The organism is Methanobacterium subterraneum (assembly GCF_002813695.1).
Lineage (GTDB): Archaea > Methanobacteriota > Methanobacteria > Methanobacteriales > Methanobacteriaceae > Methanobacterium > Methanobacterium subterraneum.
Genome location: NZ_CP017768.1, coordinates 563,369 through 586,428 on the forward strand (window position 1 = coordinate 563,369; position 23,060 = coordinate 586,428).

The following is a 23,060-nucleotide window of genomic DNA, read 5'->3' on the forward strand; positions in this document are numbered from 1 at the left end:
ATGGAATAATATTATTTACGAGGAATTAGATGGAACAAAGACTAAAAATTGCAGTTTTTCACAATTTGCCCTCAGGAGGGGCTAAAAGAGCGTTATATGATCATGTCAAATATTTAATCAATTCTGGTAATATTGTGGATGTTTTTATTCCATCCACGGCTAACGAGGAGTATTTACCCCTGAAAGAAATTGCTACCCATGTTAAAGTTTATCCAGTTCATAAGAACATTTCCAGTTTCTTGTTATCTTTTATGAGGTATCGTCTACCAGTGGGTGAGTTGAGTAATCTTGATAATGCTCAGAAATTAATAGCCGATGAAATCAATGGAGGAGATTACGATGTTGTATTCTGCGAACAGGATCAATATTCCATGACTCCCTTTATACTCAAATATATTAAAAAACCGTTTGTATACTATTGTCAGCAACCTTTAAGGCATGATGAAGCTATTCTTAAAAAAATTGCTAAAAATAAGTCTGGTATTAAGGATTCCCTTAAGGGACTGGTTTACCGTTACATTGATAATCGTTTTGTAGCTATTGATAAAAAATTAGCAGAATCTGCTAAATACACATTGGCCAATTCCTACTTCTCTAGAGAGTCCATTTTAAAAACATATGGAATTAATTCTTATGTTTGTTATCTGGGAATAAATACTGAACTTTTCAAACCAGTTGAAGTTCTGAAAAAAAATATGGTCTTATCCGTGGGAAGCTATATCTCGATGAAAGGTCATGATTTTATAATCAAGTCTTTAGCATACATAGATCCAGGAATCCGCCCTAAATTTGTTTTAATTGCGAATAATGGTGATAATGACTGGAAACAATATCTTGAAGAACTTGCAGAAAGTTTAGATGTTGATATGGAAATTTTAACTTTAATTGATGATGATAGATTGGTTGAACTTTATAACCAGGCCCAACTTATTCTCTATTCCCCCCACCTTGAACCATTTGGACTGGTACCACTGGAATCTATGGCCTGTGGGACACCAGTAGTTGCAGTTAAAGAGGGAGGAGTTAGAGAAACCGTAATCCATAACAAAACTGGCCTACTCACAGAAAGAGACGAAGAACTATTTTCCAGTGCTGTAAAAGAATTACTGCAGGATGAGAATAAAAGATACGAGTATTCCAAGAATTCAGTGGAATTAGTCCGAAATTACTGGACACTTGCTGAGGCAGGGAAAAGATTGGATTGGCATTTAAAACGGGCTAAAAATAGCAAATAGTTACATAAGTTGGAGAATTGAAAATGAATAGTACTGACCCTCATGTTTCCATTATAATTTTAAATTGGAATGGCTGGGAAGATACCCTGGAATGTCTGGAGTCACTCTATGCCATTGATTATGAAAATTACAATGTAATTGTGGTGGACAATGGATCACAGGATGATTCAGTGGAAAAGATCAGGGATTATTGCAGTGGAAACCTTGAAACCGAGTCACCATTTTTCAGGTATAATCCCCTTAACAAACCAATTAATCTAATTGAATTTTATAAAGATGATGTTGATGAAGAAGAGATATCTTCCAAGGTTAGTGCTGAATCCCTGAATCTTTATCTTCTTAAAACTGATAAAAATCATGGTTTTGCCGATGGAAACAATATAGGAATAGATTTTGCCCTTAACAATCTCACCACTGATTACTTAATGCTTTTAAATAATGATACTACTGTTGATAAAGATTTGATAGGTCCATTACTTAAAACCACTGAATCAGACCCTAAAATAGGTCTGGTGGGTCCGAAAATTTATTCCTATGATCGTCCCAGTGAAATTCAGACTGTGGGATTTAGTATAAAATGGTCAAGGGGCGAAATTGTTTCCATTGGTCATACAGAATTAGATGAAGGTCAGTATGATAAAATAACAAATGTTGACTGTGTATCGGGTTGTTTAATGTTAATTAAAAAGGAATTGATCCTGGAAATGGGAAAATTTCTGGATCATGAATACTTTCTGTACTACGAAGACATGGATTCCTGTGTAAGAACTAGAAAATTAGGATATGAAATATATGTTGTGCCTAATTCAAAAATATGGCATAAAACATCATCCACATCCAAAAAAGCTGCTCAGACTGCGGGTTATTACACATCTAGAAATGTATTCATTTTCATGAAAAAGTATTCGCAAAAAAACCAGTATCGTTTATTCTTGGTGTACTTTTTTATTTACAAATTATGGTATTCTATAGGACTTAACACAGTTTATTACCGGGATTTAAAGGCTTTTATCCCTATTTTAAGGGGTACCAAAGAAGGGTTAGCTTGGAAAAAATAGAAATCTATATTTTTCATTTTTTTACAAAGTTTATTGCATTTTGAAAACCTTCAACCATATTTTTATATGAAAAGCCAGTTTCTACTATTTTTTTTGAACGCTTACCCATCTTTTCCCGCAATTCATCATTGGAAAGGATAACTTTCATTGCATTATACAATGCCTTTGAATCTTTTTCAGGAACTATGAAACCGTTTTCACCATTTTTGATCATATCAAACGCAGAACCAACTGCATCTGATGCAATAACCGGGTTTTCATAGTACATAGCCTCATTAACCACAAAAGCCCAAGCATCAACCATTTCATGAGTTATGGATGGGACAACGCACAAATCACTAGGACCATAATATTTTTTAAGGAGATCATTATCAACGTGGCCCTGAAAGTACACATCCTTCTCAATTTGTAGATCTTCAGCCATTTTTTTTAATTTTTTTTCATAATCTCCTTTACCTATAATAACCAGAACAACATCATTCATTCCCTTTTTTAAAGTAGAAAACGCGTTTAATAAGTAGTCTACTCCTTTTTGTTTCACTAAACGTCCAACAAACAGTACAATTTTTTTATCTTTAAAAGAAGGATATTGGTCACGTAAATTACTTGTATTCACCATATTAGGGGAACTTTTTAATTTCACGATTTTATCGGGACTTTCAGTTGGGGTCTGTGAAATATTACTGGCATTGGGCATTAAAAATACTTTGGAGGGGGAAGCCCCTAAATACATAACACATTCTTTTTGTTTGGTTCCCGGGAGGATGATGGCATCAGAATTTTTAACAATGATCCGGGCAAAAAATTTCACCAGTTTCCGTTTGGTAGTTTTGATGTTCCAGTTCCAATCTTCAGTCCATAATACAAATTTTTTTCTCCTCAATTTTGCAATGACAAAATAAAGGGTGGTTTCTATTATCTCCGGGAGACTGTCCCAGCTACCTCCAACGATTATATCATAATCTCCTAATGATTCTCTAATAACCCCAAAAGCAATGCTTAAATAATTTTTCAATATGGTATAATCTACATTTTTCATTCCGTCAATTTTATCATCTATTTCCACATCATATATCTCTTTAGAAACATCTAAATGGGTGAAAACGAATTTAATAGGGTAAATTTCTGATAATAGGCTGAAAAATGGCCTACGGTACCACATGGCTGTGTTGTGGATAAAAACTATGCGGGATGATTCTGGACTCATGTTATCATTCCCATATTCTGGAATAACCGTTATCGTAAATGATAAATTTCCCTGTAAATAAGTTACGGAAATTGGTTATATTTTCTTCTTCTTCCAGCTGAGTGTACACAATACCCTTTTTAATATTCACATTCCATTCATAGATATAACCATGGGGAATAGTTTTATTATCCAAAAATAACTGCTGACTGATATTATTAAATTGGATACCCCCTAACATCAACCTTTGATGCCCAATACCATCAGTATATATTTTCTGGTCTATTTTAGAATTGTTTAACCATTGGGCTCCAGTTATCTCCTGATCGTATATAAAGTATTCACCACGAAGTTTCCCATTGCTATCGTAGTGGGGAGAATATGGTGTTCCATAGAAATAGTACTGCAGATACGTACTACATGAAAAGAGGGATACTAAGAGCACAAATAATAATACATAACTTAAATTAACCTTTCTAAGTAAATTGGCAACTTCATCCATGCCTATGATAAAGGCCGGGGCCAAAAATATTAAACTTTGCAGGAATATGCGGGGAGCACCAAATAGCTTGGATACCATAGGCACAATGATGAACATAATCAGTAACAGTATGAACAGATATATTCCTAAGATAAAGCCAAAATCCATTTTCTCACGGTAATATTTGAATTTTATAGTAATTCCCAGTAACCCAATGAAAATAGCTAAAAATATTAGATCATTGGCAATTATACTCATCAGGTTAGGGATTGATTTCACACCAATGCCAAAGATAGCCAGTACAGAGGCATCCCGGGAGTCAGCAGTAATTCCCGAGGCAGTGCTGCTGCTGATCTGTTCCACGGATCCCGAACCTGCATCCACTTGTATTCCTGCAAAAACACCGTACCATACCAGCATAAATGCAAAAATCAGCACCATAATATCAAAATTTTTGAAATTGATACTTTTGTTTTTAATATTTTTTAAATAGGACATCAGACTCTTCAAGAAAGGTAATAATATTATGGGTAGTAACAGAGCCAATGCCACGTATGCAGTGGAATAGTGGGAGATTATCACGGTCCATATTGAAAGGATCAGCAATATCTTCCTGCATTTATCGGACATTTCCTCATCAAACAGGATGAAAACAGCCAAAAAGAAGAACAGAAGTGCCACTAACTGGCGTGTACATCCCAGGGAAAGTATGAAGAAATTTTGGAATACTATAAGTAACGCTGCTAAAAATGCCTTATCATTTTTAAAATATTTATTGAAGGTAAGGTAGGCTACTAAAGGAACTAATGAACCAATAAATGCATAAATTATCTTGAATATATATTCTCCATTTATATTGCTTAAAACAGCGTATATTGTGGGGAGAATTGTGATGCTGGTACAGAGGTAGTAGGCGTTGCTGGCATTGTTTACCACGTCCCAGAATGCCTGTGAAAAGGTGATGTTAAATACGGTATATTCATGATGGACATCAATTCCAAAAATATGATTTGATGTTAATCCATTGAGTAAAAGCAATGACAGACTTATTAACCATATTGCTAGGGGATAAGTGGATGGATGTGTTTTATTTTTAAAAATTAGAAGAAAAACCATGTAAAATGGGATTAAAAACAACATTATCAATATTATAATGTTATATTCCATTTTATTCATTAAGAAGGTTCCAATGATAGCTAAGACTGGTAACATAATAGGAAAAATTGCCAGGGAAATTGATTTATTCTCAAAGTTCATCTCCCAGTTAAAGAATTGATGGAAGGCAAGATCTTTATTTTTCTTTAATGAAATCAACATTAAGCCTATCATAGTCAAATTTAATGAGACTAAGAGTGGAACTAATGAGAATGGTTTGATATTTGCCAGGTATATGAAGTTTATGCCTAACCCAAGAAACATTAGAAAGGCTATGCTCAATGCCAGGCTCAATACTATTTTTTTAAGGAATTTTATTTTATGCAATTGGAATATGGATAAAATTAAAAGTCCGGGTACTGTACTGAAAAATGCAACTCCCAAAACTTCTCGTAGGATAGGTATATTCAAAAATATACTCAGATCAGTTGCAATAAGTAAACAGAACAATGTAAAAATCAATTTATTTACATCACTCTCACGTACCTTCTTTATCATCTCTGTAATCATGGGGATCCTCTTATTTAGCAAGTTTTTGATATTCTTTTTCTAGCTGTTCAATGTGCTTTTCCATGGTATACTTTTGCACAGATTCGTATGTTCCTTGTTCTAATTTTTCCAGGGTTTCCGGTGAATCAATTAAAGTTTCTAACAGTTGCTGGAGTTCATTCACATTACCTGCTTCAAACAGGTAACCATTAAATCCATCTTCAATTAGCTCGGGAATTCCTCCAATTTTACTACCAATTACAGGCGTTCCGTAGCTGAAACTTTCATAAATAACCATTGGTGAGTTATCGTACCATATAGATGGCACCACAGTTAAATTAGAATGTACATACATTTTTAGAAGTTCTTTTCCCTCAAGGAAATCATGGAATTTAATTCGATTATCATTTTGTGACATTAACTTTAATTTTTCACTACATAATCCTTTCCCAACAATATCCAGGCGTATATTCATATTATTAATCTTTTTAAAGGCATTTAAGAGTACATGCACACCTTTATGTTCACCTAAATTGCCCACATAGAGTATATTAGTAGTTGAGTATTTTTTTTCAAATTTTTCTTTATTATCTAATTCAATTCCTAGGGGGATTTTTTTAGATTTAACATCTTTAAAGAGGCCATTTGATTTTAATTTATTTATGACGAATTGTGAAGGTGATATTAATAAGTCTACTTTGTTCTTAGCCAGATGTTTTTGAACCTGGTTGTAAATCTTACATAGTGCCGATGGGGTTTGGCAGATTTCTCCAGAACTATTTAGTAAATTGGCCCTCATGCAAATCAGAGAATAGTCATGGGCAGTGAAAACCAGGGGAATCCCTAAACTTTTAGCAGGCGAAAATGAAGAAAGAGATACTCCTTTGAAGTTATGAATATGAACAATGTCGGGGGTTTCTGTTTTTAATATATTTTTTATGTTTCTTTCATCATAAGGATTCCATAAATCAATTATATGCCATAATGGTTTAATTAACATGGATTGATTAGGATGATCATAAATATGGTAAATATTTAGTGGTTTTACCTGGTAAATTTTCACGCCATTTATAGTTTCCACATCATTTTCACTGAAAGGGGTGGTAATGACAATTACTTCGTGCCCTTTTTTAACTAATTCTTCTGAAACTTTTTTCACACTTACTTCAGCACCGCCCAATACATTAGGAGGATATAAATTTGATATTAAACAAATCTTCATTAAAGCACCTTTTCATAAAGATTTTCAGCCTTTTCAGCAATTTTTAACCAGGTATATTTTTCTTTAACCAGTTTTCTTCCATTTACTCCCATTTTTTCAGACAATTCAGGGTTGGTTAACAGTTCGATAATGGATTGTGCTAATTTCTCCACATCCCTGGGTGGAATTATTATTCCCGCTTTAACCTCCTTTAAATCATCGGAAACCCCTACAATATCCGTACTTATTACTGGAGTTTCACATGAGAGAGCCTCAAGGGCGACAATTCCAAAACCTTCCTGTTTTGATGAAATGGATGGAAGAACAAAGACACTACATTTATTATAATATTCTACTATTTTTTCGTGGGGAATAAATCCATGGAATTCCACATTATTTTCTAGCCCGAGATTATTTGCCATTTTTTTGTAATAATCAAGTAATTTTCCCTTTCCACCCACTACCAATTTAACATCATTTACTTCTCCTTTAACAATTTCTAAAGCTTTTAATAAATAATCTAAACCTTTATACTGGTGGAATTCATCTAAAAGACTTAGGAAAAATAAAGAATTAGCTTCCTTGGTCGAACTCATGGGTTTGAATTTATTCACATCCACTCCGTTGGGTATTACTTCAATTTTATCCTCATATTTCTTTAAATAGGGTGAGGACTGCAAATAATCAGGTTGGGTGATGATAATTTTTGCGGCATGGTTTAATAATAATTTTAGGGCAGTATTATTGTATAATTTAGCTATATGGTGGGCTGCCCCATTTCCAATGATATCATTATGATAAGTAACTACCAATGGTTTATCTTTAAATTTAGATGCCATATAACTCCAGTCAGCACTCCAGGGAGTGGGGATGTGAGTGTGAATAATATCAAAATTTTCTTTACTTATTGCACATGGTAACCCTGGTGTTATATTAGTGTTGGCTATTTTCCCAATGTAATTAATCCTCTTTACCCCTATGCCCTCAACTAGTTCTTCCGGTATTGATTGGGGTTCATTAGCACATAAAACCCTTATTTGATGTCCTTTTTTTACCAATTCTTGGGAAAGATAATAAACATAATTTTCAACCCCTCCAATGAATGGATAAAACCTGATTGGAGTTTGCAGTATCTTCATAATAGTCCTCAATACAATTTTTTACTAAAGTCTTTAATTTACTCATTTAGAGATTTTTGATAATAACATTCTAGATTGGACACAATCTCATTCCAGTCATATCTTCTGGCAGACTCAATACATTTTGTCTTTAGTTTATCCCTTTCTTTTAAGGCTTGATTTATTTGAAGTTCCATATCTTTTTTAAGGGAGGGTGTTATAAATCCATTGACCCCTTCCTGTACCAGATCAACAGCAGCGTTCATTGTGCCTTCCACAACCACCACTGGAAGGCCACATGCATTGGCTTCTACTACAACCATGCCAAAACCTTCCCTCTCTGAGGGAAGCACCAAAACCTTAGCAGCCTTCATGAAACCAAACAGATCTGAAACATTTTCCAGGAATCCCATAAATTTTAAATTGCTTAAAAGATCCAGGTCCCGGGCCAACCCTTTGAGGTTTTCCATTTCAGGACCATCACCAACTATCAGGCAGTTTATGTCGGGATTGCTTTTTTTAACAGTGGAAAGACTGCGAATTAGTAAATCTACTCGTTTTTCCTTTATAAGTCTGCCTGCGAAGATCAAATCCCATTCCTCATTTTTAGGGGGGACCTGTTCTATCTCATTGAAATTGATGCCCGGCGGAATTACCATTGATCTGTTAATTCTTCTAATATCTTGAAGGTTCTTTTCAGTTTTAGGGGATATGCAGATTATGTGATCGCTGAGACGGTAAATTATCTTTTCCAAGGCTTTACCAAAAAATCCCATGAATCCTAGGTAAGTATACCAGTAATCACCCCAGATCTCCAGGGCAGTGATAATTAAAAATGATTTACCCATGATAGAATGAAATTTAGCGGGAAAACAGGAGAAGAAAGGAAAACCTTGACAGTCCACAACATCAAAATTTTCTTTCCAGAGTTTGGGTATTAATCTAACCGAGAATAATATGGCTTCACTAATTGATCTACGGTTATCGGTGTAAAGTTCTTTAGGTTCACCTACCCCGTGCATGTGAATGCCATCAAAGATAATATCCTCCTTTTCTTCTTCAGCCCACCACCATCCCCATGAATAGCAGTGCACCTCATGCCCCCGTTGAACCATTCTAAGAGCTAGATCATATATCCTTTTTTCAGCACCTCCTTTAACCCATGGATAGGCTGCATCGTAGACATAAGCAATCTTCATGTTGAATACTCCAGAAATAATTGTTATAATAATTATTTATCTTGACAGTTAGTTTATTCTGATTTAAACAAATGAATTAAATAATTATAAAATTTCTGTTATCTCGAAAAAATAAGGGTGATTGTTAATCCCCTTTATTTAACAACAGTAAACTTAAGAACATTCCTGAAAAAATGGTCTGGATCCCCAGTAGTGAGAGGATCATGGCCACCACTGTGGTTTGCACCTGGTATAGTGCACCAAATCCTCCAGTGCTCCAGTTGGAAATGACATAAAGTCCAAGAATTATTCCTCCTAACAGAAAGATGACTCCTAAAAGCAGTTCTTTCTCTAATGAGTGGTAACTCATCAATTTCTTCTTAATTCCCGAGCTACTGGAATAACCGTAGGCAGCACCAAAGGCTCCGAAGTAAAGCCATGAAAGGAGTAACTGATATCCAGTTAACAACAAAATACCACCCAGAATCAGGGAATGCATTCTTGATATTCCCTGGAACCATACCAGCAGGGTTAGAGCAGCTCCAAAAATAAGAGCAATAACTCCGGGTATTAATAGGAATGGTCCCGGCCTGTAGAGCATCATAAAACGTAGATGTCTCCATCCATCTGAAAATGAACTGAGTTTTGATTCACCTTCACGAGGATAATAGGTAATAGGGATTTCAGCAATCCTTAATTTTTGGCGGGATGCTTCTATTACCATTTCCGAAGCAAATTCCATACCTGTTGTTTTTAAGTTCATTTTATTCCAAGCTTCTCTGGTCATGGCCCGCATACCACAGTGGGCATCGGATATTCCAGTTTGGAAAAGGATGTTTAAAACCCAGGTGAGAAAGGGGTTACCAATGTATTTGTGAAGGGCAGGCATTGCACCGGGACGTATATCTCCCTTTAATCTTGATCCCATTACGAACTCTGCATCACCATTTAAAATTGGTTGAATAAATTCAACCATTTCATCAAAGGGATAAGTTCCATCTGCATCCCCCATTACCATTATATCGCCTGTGGCTTCCTTAAAACCGCGAAGGTAAGCATTACCATAGCCTCGATTGGTTTCTAAAACAACCCTCGCTCCAGCTTCAGAAGCTTCTTTAGAGGTATTATCAGTAGATGCATTATCCACAACTACTATTTCGGTTTCAAGTCCAATATCATTTAGTTTTTTGATGGGTACTGTTCGGACAGTTTTGCCCACAATTCCTTCTTCATTTAGAGCGGGGATAACAACAGAAACTTTCATAGAATCACTTTACAATTATTAAAAAGATTATTTAACTTAGTTTTTTATGTTATATAATTCATACTCATCACATATTATGTTTGGGTAATTTTCAATATATTTAATGATTGAGGGTTCCTTAATACCAGTAACTATCTCCCATGATTAATAATCTATGGTGCATACAATGAAATTATCATTTTCATATACCTTGGTTGCATAATCTGGTTTGATTTCATCAAAATGGGTGGTAATATTTTTGCTGAAGTAATATAATGAGAAAAACTCCGAGTTAATACTACGGATATAGATTGGTATATTCTTATCTTCTGAAGGTAATACTAGATTCTTATCGTAAACCAGATATCCAACATTTATCTCTTTTAATCTCAATAATGATGTATCAGTATGATTTTTAAGTGAATAATGCTCAAAACCATAATTCATAGGCATACCTGCTTTAGATACCAGGAACATCCCTGTGAACTGGTTAGAGATCACCAGGGAGCGACTTTTATTCCCGTTTTCATTGAACCAATTGGCCAGATCAATTTCTGAATCAGATGGAGGGGCTATCTGCACAGTTCCGAACTCATTTTTCGCATTGTATACTGCAATATCTAGATCAGTAACTGTCAGCACCGCGCTTAGCATGGGAAGTGCAAGTATGATTACAAAAAATGTTGTTAGCATATTTTTTGATGAAAAATGCCTGTTTTCTTTAAGTTTATTATATGTGATGTGTATTCCGTATCCTCCCAATATAGATAGGGGGATCAGTAGGTAAATAAGCACCCGATAGGAGATAACATTGACACCAAACCAATAAGCGTTGCTTAAAAAGATCATGGAAATTATCCAGCTCATAATCACGTAGTCTTTACGTTGGTGTCTTTTCACCGCAAATAAACCTCCAATAATTGCAAATACCAGCACCATAATTCCCAGGTTGCCCAGATAACTGTAAATTCCAAGGGGACGATTAGTAGGTAAAGATGTGCTCATACCAATAATGGCAGTTATTCCCTGCTGCCATAAACTTCCCACAATCTGGGGTGCTATGACCTGGAGGCCAATAATCCCCACTATCCCTAGGACTAGGGGAATAATGAAAAAGGATATAAAGTTTCCCAAGGCTTTAAGGTTCCGGTAAACAATCAATTCCATTAGGGTGATGCTGATAATTACCAGTATCAGGCACAGTGTAGCTGCCTGGTGAGTGGCCATAACCAATAAAAATAATATTCCCCCTATTATTGCTATTTTAAGATGATTATCCTTAAAGGAACGGTAGTAGAAGTAAACTGCTAGGGGGAGGAAGACAAGAGCCAAGTTTTCAGGTAGGGCTAGGATCATACGCTCCACCAGCATGCTGGATAACATTAGAAAACCAGCACCTAATCCTGCCAGGGATCCGTAAAATTTGTAGGATACATAAGAAACTGATAAAACAATGGATGCTGCTAGTATGGATTGCAGGAATCGGGCTACCTGGAAAAAGTCAATTCCCATGCCAGTACCAATGGTAGCGATCAGGAAATGGAAAAGAGGAGGATATCCTATTTTTTGACCGACAGGTGCGTTTAAAAGTGGGGTGGCCAATGTGAATCCGTTATGGGCGTAAACCTGGGAATAGTGAACATGGTATATAATATCCCATCCCAGAGGCCACTGATATTTTAGGGAGGGGATTAGGGCTATGATAAAAGCAGCTATTGCAGGTAAGAGAATTAAATTTCTTTTATTGTAGATTGAAGTGTAATCCATGTATTTTCACCATAAAAGGGATTATTTTTACCATAAAAGGGATTATTTTTACCATAAAAGGGATTATTTTCACCATAAAAGGGATTATTGTGAATCAATAGGTAGACTATCCATTTTACATGGAATCCTTAATTACTGGGAATTTTTCCCCAATGTCTGAAAATCTTTTTATAAATTTTTAATTATTCTAAAAACATTCCTTAATTGTTTATTTTAAACTCTTCAGGGACTGCCCCGGTAGAAGAGGATGTAGGCTAATACCATAATGATAATTGCACCCAGTACTGCAATGGAAACCATGTTTTTATCATTGCCGAAGACTATAGGTATGGGTCCGATTAAAATCACACCACCGGTACTTACCTTATCACCATCATCTTCAGTTTTACCTGAGGATAGGAAAGCAGCACCAATAAAGATAAGCAGTATACCGAGAATTACAGCGGCAATACCCATGAAAATAATGGTTTCTCCTTTGATCATTCTCTTCACTTTTTTTCTTGAAATTTTAGTTTATTAACTTTATTTTTAATATTAGTGTTGTAAATTCTATGGTTTAACGTTTAAAAATATTTTAAGTCTAAAATTAATATTTATATAATAAATTATACCATTTTTAATTAGATTATCTTATACGATACTCAATTTTATCGTTTTTTTTCTTTTTTTCTATGACTTTAAGGGAAAGCATCAAATTTAAACATTGTTCCAGATTATCAGGATGTTGATTATCATCAATAGGTCCTGAATTTCCATTTATGTAGGGGTTATCTCTTATTGAGGTGTATGTATTATCTGAATGGTATAGTTTTGACATCCTAATAAAATCAGGGGTAATCCAGCCCCCAGCTTTACACAGGATGTTGTAAATGTTCAATGAACTTATTAGATCACTTTTCAAGGGTTCCTCCATTTCCACTTCACAGATTTCCCCCTTAATTTCTTTGGCCAATAATTCAATACTGGACACTTCATTGGGTGGCACGATGAAGATTACTTGAATCTCTTCTGATAAAAAATAAGATCCTCTGCTCTTATGGAAATATCTTTCCTGGATTAATAACCCTCCCACATCTTCCACATGCTCTTTCAGGAGATCGAACTTGTAAACCCCTCCACTGAAATGTAATATTTTATACATAATACCCTTGTAATTAGATCGAGTAGAGATGTACATAAAATTTGCTTAATTCAATGTTTTTAAAATGAAAAAGTATTATTTTTTAATTTTGATTGAAGATTGTGTTTTGGTTTTTAAAGAAATCTAAAAAAATAAAAAATCGCATATTCAAGATATGCGGAATTGAATCAAATATCTATTTCATTAGAATCTCATCAGGCCTACAAATTGAAATTCCTTTGTTTTCGCCCAATTCTTCGATCTGGATTATCCAATTTGTGTTTTCATCATGATATCGGAGGTTATCATGATATTGGAGTTTTAATCCATTGCATAATTCCGTGCATATTCTGCTGGTGATTTTTTCTGGGAATTTTATACCCCTTAATTTGCTTCCATTCGAACTTAATCTTAGTGTGAAAGATTCTTCTTTATTTATTTTCACTGATGCTAGTTCTAGGATGGTGGTAATCAAATCATCACTAGCTGATGATACCACAGAATCAAGGGGAATTATTCTTTTAATGGCCGTAGTTGGAGTTTGCCTGAATTGTTTTATGACTGGCAATGGTTTTTCATCCATTTCAACAGTAACTGTATCATAAAACTCAGATTCCATAATATAAAACCATATTCCCATAGCTTCCATCACTTTTTTTAACTCTTTTTTTCCTTTGATTTCTGGATTAATTTCTTTAAATCCATTGTTTTCAAATTTCTCATTGTTTTCAAATTTTACCAGTATAACAGACTTATTTTCTCTTTTTTCTATCTTCTGATTTTCTTTCATATGAACCCCCTTCCCACACTACGTGGGATAAGTCATGGGATAAGTATTAATAAGAGTATGATATTAATAAGTTTATGGGTTCAACTATTACTGGTGATCAGATAGCAACAGTTAGCATCGATTTTGTGATCTCCATGTTCCTCCTCATGGTCATATTAGTCAGCATCTTAAGCCTTGCTGAGGGTCGGTTAGAAACTGTGGGAAAAGCTGAAGAAATGGTACAGGCCCGATCCATATCTGAAAAAGTTGCTTCGGCCATTGAAGAAACTTATTCGGGAGGCGAAGGTCACGAAGTGGAGATCCAAATGCCTTTGGATATTAAAGGGTCTTATTACCAAGTCTATGTTAATCAATCTGGTGTTATGGTGGAAGTTGGGGGTTGGAATGCTCATTCATATTCCTTTCAAAAAAAGATATCTAACTATAGCTCCAATCAGTCGAAAGTTACTATGTTGCCCAATAGAACTTACATTATTCGAAATGTCAAGGAAGAATGCAGAAATATGGTGGTAATATTCGGAATTGGTTAATCTTTATCAGGTTTATCATTTTCAATCCACTATTAATCATTAGTAATTTCAAGGTTGAGACATGGATAAACATCTCCCAATTAATTATAATTTGATTATCATTATTGTTTAATTATATTCTGTTAAATTTGGATTGGGTGTAAAACATATGGATGTTAAAGGTCAGCTCCCTATTGAATTTTTAATGATTATGGGGGTAAGCATTGTGTTTTTAATCCCTTTTGTTATGGGCTTAACCAATGCTAATGAACTCAATCAGGCCATGAGTGCAGCAAGAACCGGGGCATTACAAGGCGCAATTTCTGACAGTTTAGCTGTGTATCCTCATGAGTCTTTCCAAGATTATTCCACTGAACACCCGACACTACTCCATTCTTCAGGAGTTAAAATTACTGGGGTCAGCTACTTAAACCAGGGATTTCATCAGGGATATCAGAAAACCAAGATTCAGCTACGAATACATGCATCATCACCATCAGTCACTGGAAAAACAGATAGGAACCGTTTGGGTGATCGGATCAATTTTAATGCTCGGAAAAAGATAACTGAATCATTCAATACAGAAAATATTACAAATAAACTCTATAATCCTGCATTTTCTGATAAATATGTATTCACCACTGCAGATGTTTATTGGGACTGATTTATCCATTTTTTACAATTAGAAATAAAAATAACTTCCATCTATAAAATTGTTAATAACCTATTTTGGGTAGTATTTCACAATTTAGAAATTAGACTATACACTAATATTACCAAATTGATATATCCAAACTTTAATAGGTGTAACTCCATGTCAATTATTAATTCATATTAGAAAATATAAAACCAATTGAAGAACAAATTAATTAATAGGATTTTAGTAACTGGATCCAAAATGAAAAATGATATTTATTCAGGGGTGGTGATGATTGTTCATACCGGGATGGTGTGGGAATGAATATTTTTGAGTTTAATATAACTATAAATAAACAATTCGTGATTTAAATTGTACGGCCTAACTAGAGTGTAGAGCCGAAACAATATGGGGGAAATAAATGGCTAAAACTAAAAAGGAAGAACTGGATGATGTCTTAACAACCCTTATGCAGGTGGGGCAGATAAAGGCATGTGGTATAGTTTCCAAAGAAGGACTGTTAATTAACTCCCGAACCCCTCCGGATGTTGATGCTAGAATTTTCTCTGCATTGTGTTCCACCATTATGGGAGCCGCAGAAGCCGCGTCTGGCCAGATGACTACCGGTGCAGTTAGTCAAATATCAGTTAAAACAGAAAAAGGAACAATAATTTTAATTCCAGCAGGTCAAAAGGCTATATTGACTGCCTTAACAGAAACAGAAGCCCAATTGGGATTGATATTCTTTGAAATGGAGTCAATTGCCCAGGAAGTAATCCAGATCATGGGTGGGATGTAGATGAAAAAAACTCACATTCCCAAATTGGATGATTTTCTGGGAGGTGGGGTACCTCCCGGATCATCGGTGTTATTCTATGCCGATCCAGGAGTTGAATGCGAGGCTTTTGGTTATCAAACCCTCCAGGGCAGACTGGAGGAGGGAGATCAGGGGTTTATATTCACCAACGTTACTGAACCTAGTTCTATAATTTATGAATTTGAGAAATTCGGATGGGATCTTGAAAAGAGTATGAATGAGGGAAAGGCATTCTTTGTAGATGGCAGCTCTTATTTCATTGGAGCTCCAGTAACTGGTAAATATGGGATAGAAGATTACTCCCAAATTGAAGAAGTTGTTCTAAAGGCTATCGCCGATGTTCCTGATGGTTTAGGAGTTATAAATAATCTTTCAACGCTCATCGATTATATGGATGATGAAGAGACAATTCGTATCATAAATAAATGGAACCAATTTGCTAAAGAGCAGGACACTATTTTACTCTATATATTTACGGAGTGGGATTATGAGGAGGATTTGATTGAAAAAATCAAGAACTCCATGGACTGTTTAATTAACCTTAACACCATTGAAGAAAGGGTTATTATTGGACAGGGCTTCATGGTTACCGGAGCTTCTTGGGTGACACCATCGGATAATATGGTTCTTTTTAATATTCAACGTCCTGGTGGAGTGAAGATATTCATTCCAAAAATCCTGGTCACTGGACCATTTAATGCCGGTAAATCAAGTTTTGTTAAAAATATCACCACAGATTCTGTTTCTGTAGATCGAATGGCCCTGGGTCAGGTTCCCACCACTATTGCCATGGATATTGGCCACATGGAATATAAAGGTTTTACTGCCGATGTTTTCGGAACACCAGGCCAGGAACGTTTCGACCTCATACTGGATGTATTATCCAAAGAGGCTGTGGGAGCATTTATACTGGTTGACTCCACCGCCCCCAAGACATTCCCTCGGGCCAAGGAAATGATGAAAAAATGTAAAGCTGAGGCCATACCTCGTGTTATAGTGGCTAATAAACAGGATCTCCCGGATTCACTTTCACCAGAAGAGATAAGAAAGGTTATGAATATGGGTCAGAACATACCTATAATTCCTGTGAGTTTAATGCGTAATGAAGGAATTGAAGAAGCACTGGATGCTCTTTTAGAAATATTGTATAGGTGACTTTATGATCGTTCGTATTGCTTCTGGAATAACTGGATTTGATAGTCTGACCACGGCTGGAGATGATCTTGGTTTGGGGTTAGGAGGAATCCCCGAGAATACAGTCACCCTTATTTATGGCCCTCCAGAGGTGGGCAAATCCAATTTTTGTTATGGTTTTGCTTACTATGGGTTAACACAGGATGAACCTTGCCTTTACCTGACTACAGATATGGGGATAAATGAAATTTCACAAAATTTTAAGGACATGGAACTAGTTTTAGATGAATATCTGGAAAATAAAATGTTATATGTTGTTGATGCTGTTTCTAATGACGATGAATCAGCCCCATATGATTGGCATCAGTCCGTTTCAGTCCGAAATCCTACTGATATATTGGTTAAGGTAACCAGTGGAGCACGTTCTATATCTCAAAAAAACCCTAGGTTAAGGGGAGTTATAGATTCTTTAACCACCATTTTAGAATCAAACAATGAAATGTTGATAGTAAGAGTCTTAAAGACCTATATTTTACGGTTAAAGGAAGCCGGGGCCACTGCTGTAATCACCTACACTGAAGGTTCATCTGATCCAAGAACAGAGATACTTATTAAATCAATGGTCGACAATATCATTAGATTAAATGGTAAAAAAATAACTATTGAAGCCATGAAAGGTATAGGTAGAAAAGAAGCTCATTACCAGATAACTGAAAGGGGAATTGTTATTGATGGTAATGATGATTAAATAGTTAATAAACCGTTAAGGGTAAAATAATCTCTTTAACGACTTAGTACTTTAAGAAAGTGTGATAAGATGAGTATTGAATCAGGCATACCTGGATTGGATGAATTTTTGGCATCTGCAGGATTTACGGATGGTTTCCCGGAGAATACCACCACTTTAATATACGGACCGCCAAAGGTGGGTAAATCCATTTTTTGTTATCAGTTTGCTTATCATGGGATGAGTATTAATGAACCTTGTCTCTATGTTACGGCTGATGAGGGGATGAAACAATTACAACAAAACATGATCGATTTCGGATGGTTTTTGCAAAGTTTCATGGATGAAGAGCTTCTTTATATTATCGACTCAATATCTTCACTTTCTGGAGTCCCCATTGAAAATACTAGTACCTATACTTTATCCAAAATCAATGACCCCACAGATTTAATGGTTAAAATTGGCCTGGGGACTCGGTTTGTATTTAAAAAATCAAACGAATTTCGTTCTGTTTTTGACTCATTAACTACACTATTTGCCTTTAATCCCGAACCAATGGTTATCCGGTTTTTGAAGACATATCTGCGCAGGTTAAAGGAAGCCGGGGCAACAGTCATCGTCACTTATACTGAAGGAGTTACTGATGAACGCACTGAAAAAACCCTTAAGTCAATAGTTGATAATCTTATAATGTTTGATGGTAATTATATGACATATAAATCCAATTTAGGTTTTATAGGAACTGTTGAGTATGAAATCACTGATCAAGGTCTGGTTTTAGGTAAAGGGGAGATCCTGTGATCATTTTTCCAATGGTGGGGAAATAAATGGGAATTTTTAGTGGTGAAAAGGACTACAGTACTTCCCTGAAAGAGCTTCTAGAGCAACTATGGGAATATCAGGAAGCCGAAGCCAGTTTAATGGTGGATATTGCAACCCTTCAATACGAGAATGGAGATATAAATGATGCATTAGGATTTTTAGAAAAATCTGTGAAAATTTATCATGAGTTGGGGTTTGCTGAAGATGAAGCAATCATTTTAGATTTAATTGGGGATGTATACATTGGCACTGATGATATTCCAAATGCCCTTGATTATTATAATAGGTCTTTAAAACTTTGTTTATCTTTGAATATGCCATTAAAGGCAGAAGTTACTGATAAAATTAAAAAATATGGTGAATATCTTCAAATAAATGAAGATGGGGTAAATAAGGGAAAACTTGGTTTTGATGATGAATCATTTCTATCTCCTGATGTTGATGTGGATTATTCTATTGATTATGTAAATATTGGAAAAAAACTTGATGATATCATCAGCCTTCTGGATGAATCTGCTGTATACAGCACGTATCAGGAATTTAGAAACCCGATGGCTCAGTTAGAGGAAGCTTATGAAATGGCTCATAGTATTGGGGATGAGAATGGTGAGGGCGCTATACTTCTCATCATGGGGGACTTATCTCTAAAAGACGAAAAAACAAAAAAATCTCTGGAGTTTTTTAAAAGATCTTTGAATTCATATCGAAAAATAGGGGATATGAAAGGACAGGCCATATCTAAATTGATGATTGGCACTGCATTATTTTTATTGGGTGAAACAGAAGAAGGTTCTGATTATCTGCGTAAATCAATGGATATAATTAAAGATTTAGAAGATGTGAACATTGAAAAAGCTGCTTTAGCACTTTTAAAATCTATCTACGGCGATTAATCTCCTAAATATCTTTTTTTAATTTTATAAATTCATTTTAGAAAAATTTTAAAGATACGTAGTGTATATAAGATATGCTCCATTTTTGTAGTATTAATAAGATTTTTTCTTGGATATACAGATTAATAAAATTTATTGTTATATCAGTATAACAAAATTTTGTTATATTGGTATGAAAATAAAGATAAATATGGGTTAATTAAAACATCCTGGCTTTTAAAATATAAGCCAGTATTATTCCTACCGCTCCGAAGAATATTCCAATGAGCCACACAATTATTACCACATTTTTTTCTTCCATGGGACGTTTTAATATCCACCGTATAAGGGAATTAAAGCCGGTTTCAGGGGCCATCAGTTTTCCATCTACCCCTACTTGTGTGGGTTGGTGTTGTTGTCTTTCCATTACACCGGCACTGTATAGCTTAAGGATCATATCTATTATATTGGGTATTAGTACGATAAGGGCAATGATCCTCACCCTACCAATAAAGGCCACAACCACAATTGTAGCCCCGATGATCAGTGTTCCCACATCTCCTGGGAATACATTGGATGGATGGCGGTTGTAGTAAAGGAAGGCCAGTAATGCTCCTAACATGCACATGCTGATTACCGCTACATCGTACTTGCCCATGATGATGCAGGCAATACTTAGGGATGTCATGGCAATGGCACCTAAACCTGATTCAATTCCATTTAATCCAGCTAGCATGTTGGTTAGGTTAGCTGCGATGGAAACCGCGATTGGAACCATTAAAATGTAAATTAGGTCTACGTTGGGTGGTGCAATCCATATGAGTGGTAAGCCTGCCAGCCAGAGTAGTATGAGTTTTTCCTTGGATGATAACATAACCAGATCATCTACCATCCCCACTATTCCCACCAGGAGGATTACCAGTAAGGTGATGGTGAGCTGGAATTGAAGTTCAGGATAGAAATAGATACCCAGGAATATTCCGATGATGAATCCAAAAAGGATACCAATACCACCCATTTCTGCCACTGCGGGTTTGGATGGTTTGTGAATATCTCTTCCAACTATATCTGCGTCTTCCAGTTTTTTAATAAGACGAGGCATACTCAGGAAGGTTACCAAAAAGGCCACCAGGGCGCAGATGGCCGAGGTTAAAAACAGGTTTTGGTAGGGAAGTATAAGGTTAGGTTCCATTTTTTATCACCGTTTCAGAAGGGAGTAAACAGTTCTAAGGGGGATTTTCAAGTCTCTGGATATGTCCTTAGCTGGAACTCCATCTGTATAAAGATTTTTAACTTTTTTAACTTTCTGGGTGTTGTATTTCATCTTTCGCCCACGTTTAAGGGGGGAATCTTTAAGATAATAAACTGTTTTTAGGGGTATTCCAATGGTTTCTGAAATTTCCCGTGGAGATGTACCTGTTTTTATTAGATGTTGAATTCTCTGTGTATCATTTTCATTATATTTTTTTGGACGTCCTTTCTTTTCCACTGATACAACAGTCACTCCCAGTTCATTCAGGGCCTCAAGATACTTTGGAGAAATTCGCGAATATAAACTGGGGGGGCAGCTTATCTTCTTCAGATCAGGGTACTGGTCCAGGAGTTCCATGATACGGCTGAATGATAATGGTTTGTTCACATATATTTCATTGGCCACAGTAACCACCCTCAGAAATAATTTTGATATATTTGTTTGACACTTTAAATTTAATTCACATATCTTATCTTAAGAGGTTAATTCATTAAATTTTTCTCTACATAACGAATTTTCAACCTTCTTATTATTTACAAATCTTTTTAATTCTAATTTCCACAAATCTAACCACTGCAAATACCCCATCACTTTCCCTATAGGCTACCTACTTCTTCATCATGGCCATAAACTGCCTTGCCTTGGAGCTAGCAGGTTTTTGAAGTGTTTCAAGGGTTTCCTTCTCCTTTTGAACTGCTTTAGGGGTAATGGAGAATAATTCAGCAGTTTCCTCAACGGTTAAATTTCCTTCAATGGCAACTATGGCGGCACCCAGGGCCGATCCCATTTGCAAGTGAAGACCTTTCATCTTCTTTTCAACTGAGAATTTACTGAATAAAACTTTGCCCATGCCAGGTATAAATCCTATCTTCTCACAGAGGTGCTCCTGTATGATTTCCAATACATCCTTTTTAAAGTCCTGAAAAGCTTTGATCTGATTTGAATCCAAACCCGGGCGGAGGTAAGGGAATGGCCCCGAATGTTTATTCCTACGATCGTAGGAAGTGGTTAAGTAATAGCGTAAGAGATCCCACAAAATGTATATACGGGGGATTTCCTGGAAAAGATTTTTTTCAATCAATTCTTTATTTTTCAGGTCTTGTTGGATGGTTTCATTGAGATTCCCCTCTTCATCCACAATATCCTTTTCTTTTAGTTCCTTTTTTAAGAAGAACTTCTTAAGGTCGTCCTGATCATCACCATCATCATACTTATTGGCTTTTCTCTCGGCGACTTCCAGGGATTCCTGGTATTCTTTCACTTTCCCGAAATCATGGAGAGATTTTTCCAGTAAAGCTGGTAAAAACTGGAGTATCTGGGTTTCTGCGTACTTAACATACCCCAGTGAAAGTGCGGTTTGCACCTGTTTGTCGTTGATAATGGAAGGTTTCTTCCGATGAAACTGCATCATCTCGATACGGGCATTGGAACCATACTGACTGCGAATCTCCTTTTCATAGTTAGCTTCATCCTGGGCATCAATGGTAACTCTCTTCCTTACCCATCGACCATCTTCCATAACCTTGATCACCAGGGACACAGTTTTAACAATTCCCCTTTTTTCCTGTTTTAAAATCCGAACAATACTACGAAAAGCCTGTCGACTCCTGGGACTCAGTTCTGAGAGTTTAACCATGTAATCCCCTGAGAGGGGAAGGAAGGGAATGATTTCAAGGCGATAAACTCCCTCGGTGTTCACATGTAATTTCAAACTCCCCCCACATTGACATTTGTTCAACTTAATGAGGGCTATTTCATGACCCTTATATTTCCGTTGGCAGCAAGTGCATTCTAAGGTTGCGAACTCCTCCAAGTGTCCAATGGCAATACGATGGGAGCTCATGGCAGATTTAACACGATCCAGAATGTTCTTTTTAGCAGCAGCATTCATCCGGAAGTACTGGGTGTGACGGCTGACATCATACATATCTTCAGCTTTGGTTTCACCGGTTAGTGGGCGGCCGTACTTGTTTATAGAACGATAGGGGGCAGTGTAACCTTTAATTTCCATGGTTTCCCGCATATCCTGCAGAGTATCCATGTTCTGTTTTAAATAATTGTAAAGTGTGAGGAACTTTTCCGGGCTTTCAATATCACTTAATGAAATATCATTCCTCTTTATCTGGTCCAGAAAACGTTCTGATTTTCCAATGAGTACCGATTCGTTCATTGTATTCCTTCGTTAAAGTGTGTATATTTTTTTAGCCCGGTTATGATGGAATAAGGGTTTTGGTATCTTTTTATTATCCTATTACTCCACCCTTCCAAT

At 35.9% G+C, this 23,060-nt stretch carries 22 protein-coding genes; 9 read left to right on the top strand and 13 right to left on the bottom strand.

All coding sequences use genetic code 11. The features are described from left to right. Window positions 1–29: 29 nt before the first annotated feature. On the top strand, window positions 30–1,235 hold the full coding sequence (locus BK009_RS02705; protein ID WP_100908950.1) for a glycosyltransferase family 4 protein: 1,206 nt from the start codon (window positions 30–32) through the stop codon (window positions 1,233–1,235). A gap of 23 nt (window positions 1,236–1,258) precedes the next feature. After that, window positions 1,259–2,293 (top strand): glycosyltransferase family 2 protein, encoded by a 1,035-nt coding sequence (locus BK009_RS02710; protein ID WP_100908951.1) that lies wholly within the window; start codon window positions 1,259–1,261, stop codon window positions 2,291–2,293. A 13-nt stretch (window positions 2,294–2,306) separates the two neighbouring features. Here BK009_RS02710 and BK009_RS02715 read toward each other — a convergent pair whose 3' ends face one another. The 10 genes from BK009_RS02715 to BK009_RS02760 form a co-directional block, all read right to left on the bottom strand. Beyond that, window positions 2,307–3,500 carry a glycosyltransferase family 4 protein gene (locus BK009_RS02715; protein WP_100908952.1) on the bottom strand — a complete coding sequence of 398 codons (1,194 nt, stop codon included), beginning with the start codon at window positions 3,498–3,500 and terminating at the stop codon, window positions 2,307–2,309. Between the two features lie 4 nt (window positions 3,501–3,504). Further along, entirely contained in the window at window positions 3,505–5,625 is a 2,121-nt protein-coding gene (locus BK009_RS02720; protein WP_100908953.1) for a DUF2206 domain-containing protein, read from the bottom strand. 10 nt (window positions 5,626–5,635) lie between these two features. Beyond that, the gene (locus BK009_RS02725) at window positions 5,636–6,826 is read right to left on the bottom strand and encodes a glycosyltransferase family 4 protein (protein ID WP_100908954.1); all 1,191 of its coding nucleotides are present in this window, start codon (window positions 6,824–6,826) and stop codon (window positions 5,636–5,638) included. Beyond that, the gene (locus BK009_RS02730) at window positions 6,826–7,944 is read right to left on the bottom strand and encodes a glycosyltransferase family 4 protein (protein WP_100906426.1); all 1,119 of its coding nucleotides are present in this window, start codon (window positions 7,942–7,944) and stop codon (window positions 6,826–6,828) included. The genes BK009_RS02725 and BK009_RS02730 overlap by 1 nt, the downstream gene beginning before the upstream one ends. A 38-nt stretch (window positions 7,945–7,982) precedes the next feature. After that, on the bottom strand, window positions 7,983–9,122 hold the full coding sequence (locus BK009_RS02735) for a glycosyltransferase (RefSeq protein ID WP_100908955.1): 1,140 nt from the start codon (window positions 9,120–9,122) through the stop codon (window positions 7,983–7,985). A gap of 124 nt (window positions 9,123–9,246) precedes the next feature. After that, window positions 9,247–10,365, bottom strand: a complete 1,119-nt coding sequence (locus BK009_RS02740; RefSeq protein WP_100908956.1) for a glycosyltransferase family 2 protein — start codon at window positions 10,363–10,365, stop codon at window positions 9,247–9,249. Between the two features lie 144 nt (window positions 10,366–10,509). Continuing rightward, a complete protein-coding gene (locus tag BK009_RS02745; RefSeq protein ID WP_100908957.1) occupies window positions 10,510–12,111 on the bottom strand; it encodes a hypothetical protein in 1,602 nt (533 codons plus the stop codon). Between the two features lie 222 nt (window positions 12,112–12,333). Continuing rightward, entirely contained in the window at window positions 12,334–12,594 is a 261-nt protein-coding gene (locus tag BK009_RS02750; RefSeq protein ID WP_100908958.1) for a TIGR00304 family membrane protein, read from the bottom strand. 142 nt (window positions 12,595–12,736) lie between these two features. Beyond that, entirely contained in the window at window positions 12,737–13,252 is a 516-nt protein-coding gene (locus BK009_RS02755) for a methyl-coenzyme M reductase family protein (protein WP_100908959.1), read from the bottom strand. A 175-nt stretch (window positions 13,253–13,427) separates the two neighbouring features. Next, window positions 13,428–14,021, bottom strand: a complete 594-nt coding sequence (locus BK009_RS02760) for an RNA-binding protein (RefSeq protein WP_100908960.1) — start codon at window positions 14,019–14,021, stop codon at window positions 13,428–13,430. A 74-nt stretch (window positions 14,022–14,095) separates the two neighbouring features. Here BK009_RS02760 and BK009_RS02765 point away from each other — a divergent pair, with 74 nt between their 5' ends. The 7 genes from BK009_RS02765 (at window position 14,096) to BK009_RS02795 (ending at window position 19,560) form a co-directional block, all read left to right on the top strand. Continuing rightward, window positions 14,096–14,551, top strand: coding sequence for a hypothetical protein (locus BK009_RS02765; RefSeq protein ID WP_100908961.1), 456 nt, complete (start codon window positions 14,096–14,098; stop codon window positions 14,549–14,551). 148 nt (window positions 14,552–14,699) lie between these two features. Continuing rightward, on the top strand, window positions 14,700–15,194 hold the full coding sequence (locus tag BK009_RS02770) for a hypothetical protein (RefSeq protein WP_100908962.1): 495 nt from the start codon (window positions 14,700–14,702) through the stop codon (window positions 15,192–15,194). 394 nt (window positions 15,195–15,588) lie between these two features. After that, the gene (locus BK009_RS02775) at window positions 15,589–15,966 is read left to right on the top strand and encodes a roadblock/LC7 domain-containing protein (RefSeq protein ID WP_100906415.1); all 378 of its coding nucleotides are present in this window, start codon (window positions 15,589–15,591) and stop codon (window positions 15,964–15,966) included. Next, window positions 15,967–17,139 (top strand): ATPase domain-containing protein, encoded by a 1,173-nt coding sequence (locus BK009_RS02780; RefSeq protein ID WP_100908963.1) that lies wholly within the window; start codon window positions 15,967–15,969, stop codon window positions 17,137–17,139. It abuts the gene before it with no gap. A 4-nt stretch (window positions 17,140–17,143) separates the two neighbouring features. Beyond that, window positions 17,144–17,866 (top strand): RAD55 family ATPase, encoded by a 723-nt coding sequence (locus tag BK009_RS02785; protein ID WP_100908964.1) that lies wholly within the window; start codon window positions 17,144–17,146, stop codon window positions 17,864–17,866. Between the two features lie 69 nt (window positions 17,867–17,935). Continuing rightward, window positions 17,936–18,646 (top strand): RAD55 family ATPase, encoded by a 711-nt coding sequence (locus BK009_RS02790; RefSeq protein ID WP_100908965.1) that lies wholly within the window; start codon window positions 17,936–17,938, stop codon window positions 18,644–18,646. A 119-nt stretch (window positions 18,647–18,765) separates the two neighbouring features. After that, a complete protein-coding gene (locus tag BK009_RS02795; protein ID WP_236951017.1) occupies window positions 18,766–19,560 on the top strand; it encodes a tetratricopeptide repeat protein in 795 nt (264 codons plus the stop codon). A 199-nt stretch (window positions 19,561–19,759) separates the two neighbouring features. Here the strand turns inward: BK009_RS02795 and BK009_RS02800 are convergent, their stop codons facing one another. The 3 genes from BK009_RS02800 to BK009_RS02810 form a co-directional block, all read right to left on the bottom strand. Next, window positions 19,760–20,731 (bottom strand): MraY family glycosyltransferase, encoded by a 972-nt coding sequence (locus BK009_RS02800; protein ID WP_100908967.1) that lies wholly within the window; start codon window positions 20,729–20,731, stop codon window positions 19,760–19,762. 6 nt (window positions 20,732–20,737) lie between these two features. Next, window positions 20,738–21,196, bottom strand: a complete 459-nt coding sequence (locus BK009_RS02805; RefSeq protein ID WP_100908968.1) for a helix-turn-helix domain-containing protein — start codon at window positions 21,194–21,196, stop codon at window positions 20,738–20,740. Window positions 21,197–21,398: 202 nt separating this feature from the next. Continuing rightward, on the bottom strand, window positions 21,399–22,961 hold the full coding sequence (locus BK009_RS02810) for a DUF530 domain-containing protein (RefSeq protein WP_100908969.1): 1,563 nt from the start codon (window positions 22,959–22,961) through the stop codon (window positions 21,399–21,401). Window positions 22,962–23,060 lie beyond the last annotated feature (99 nt).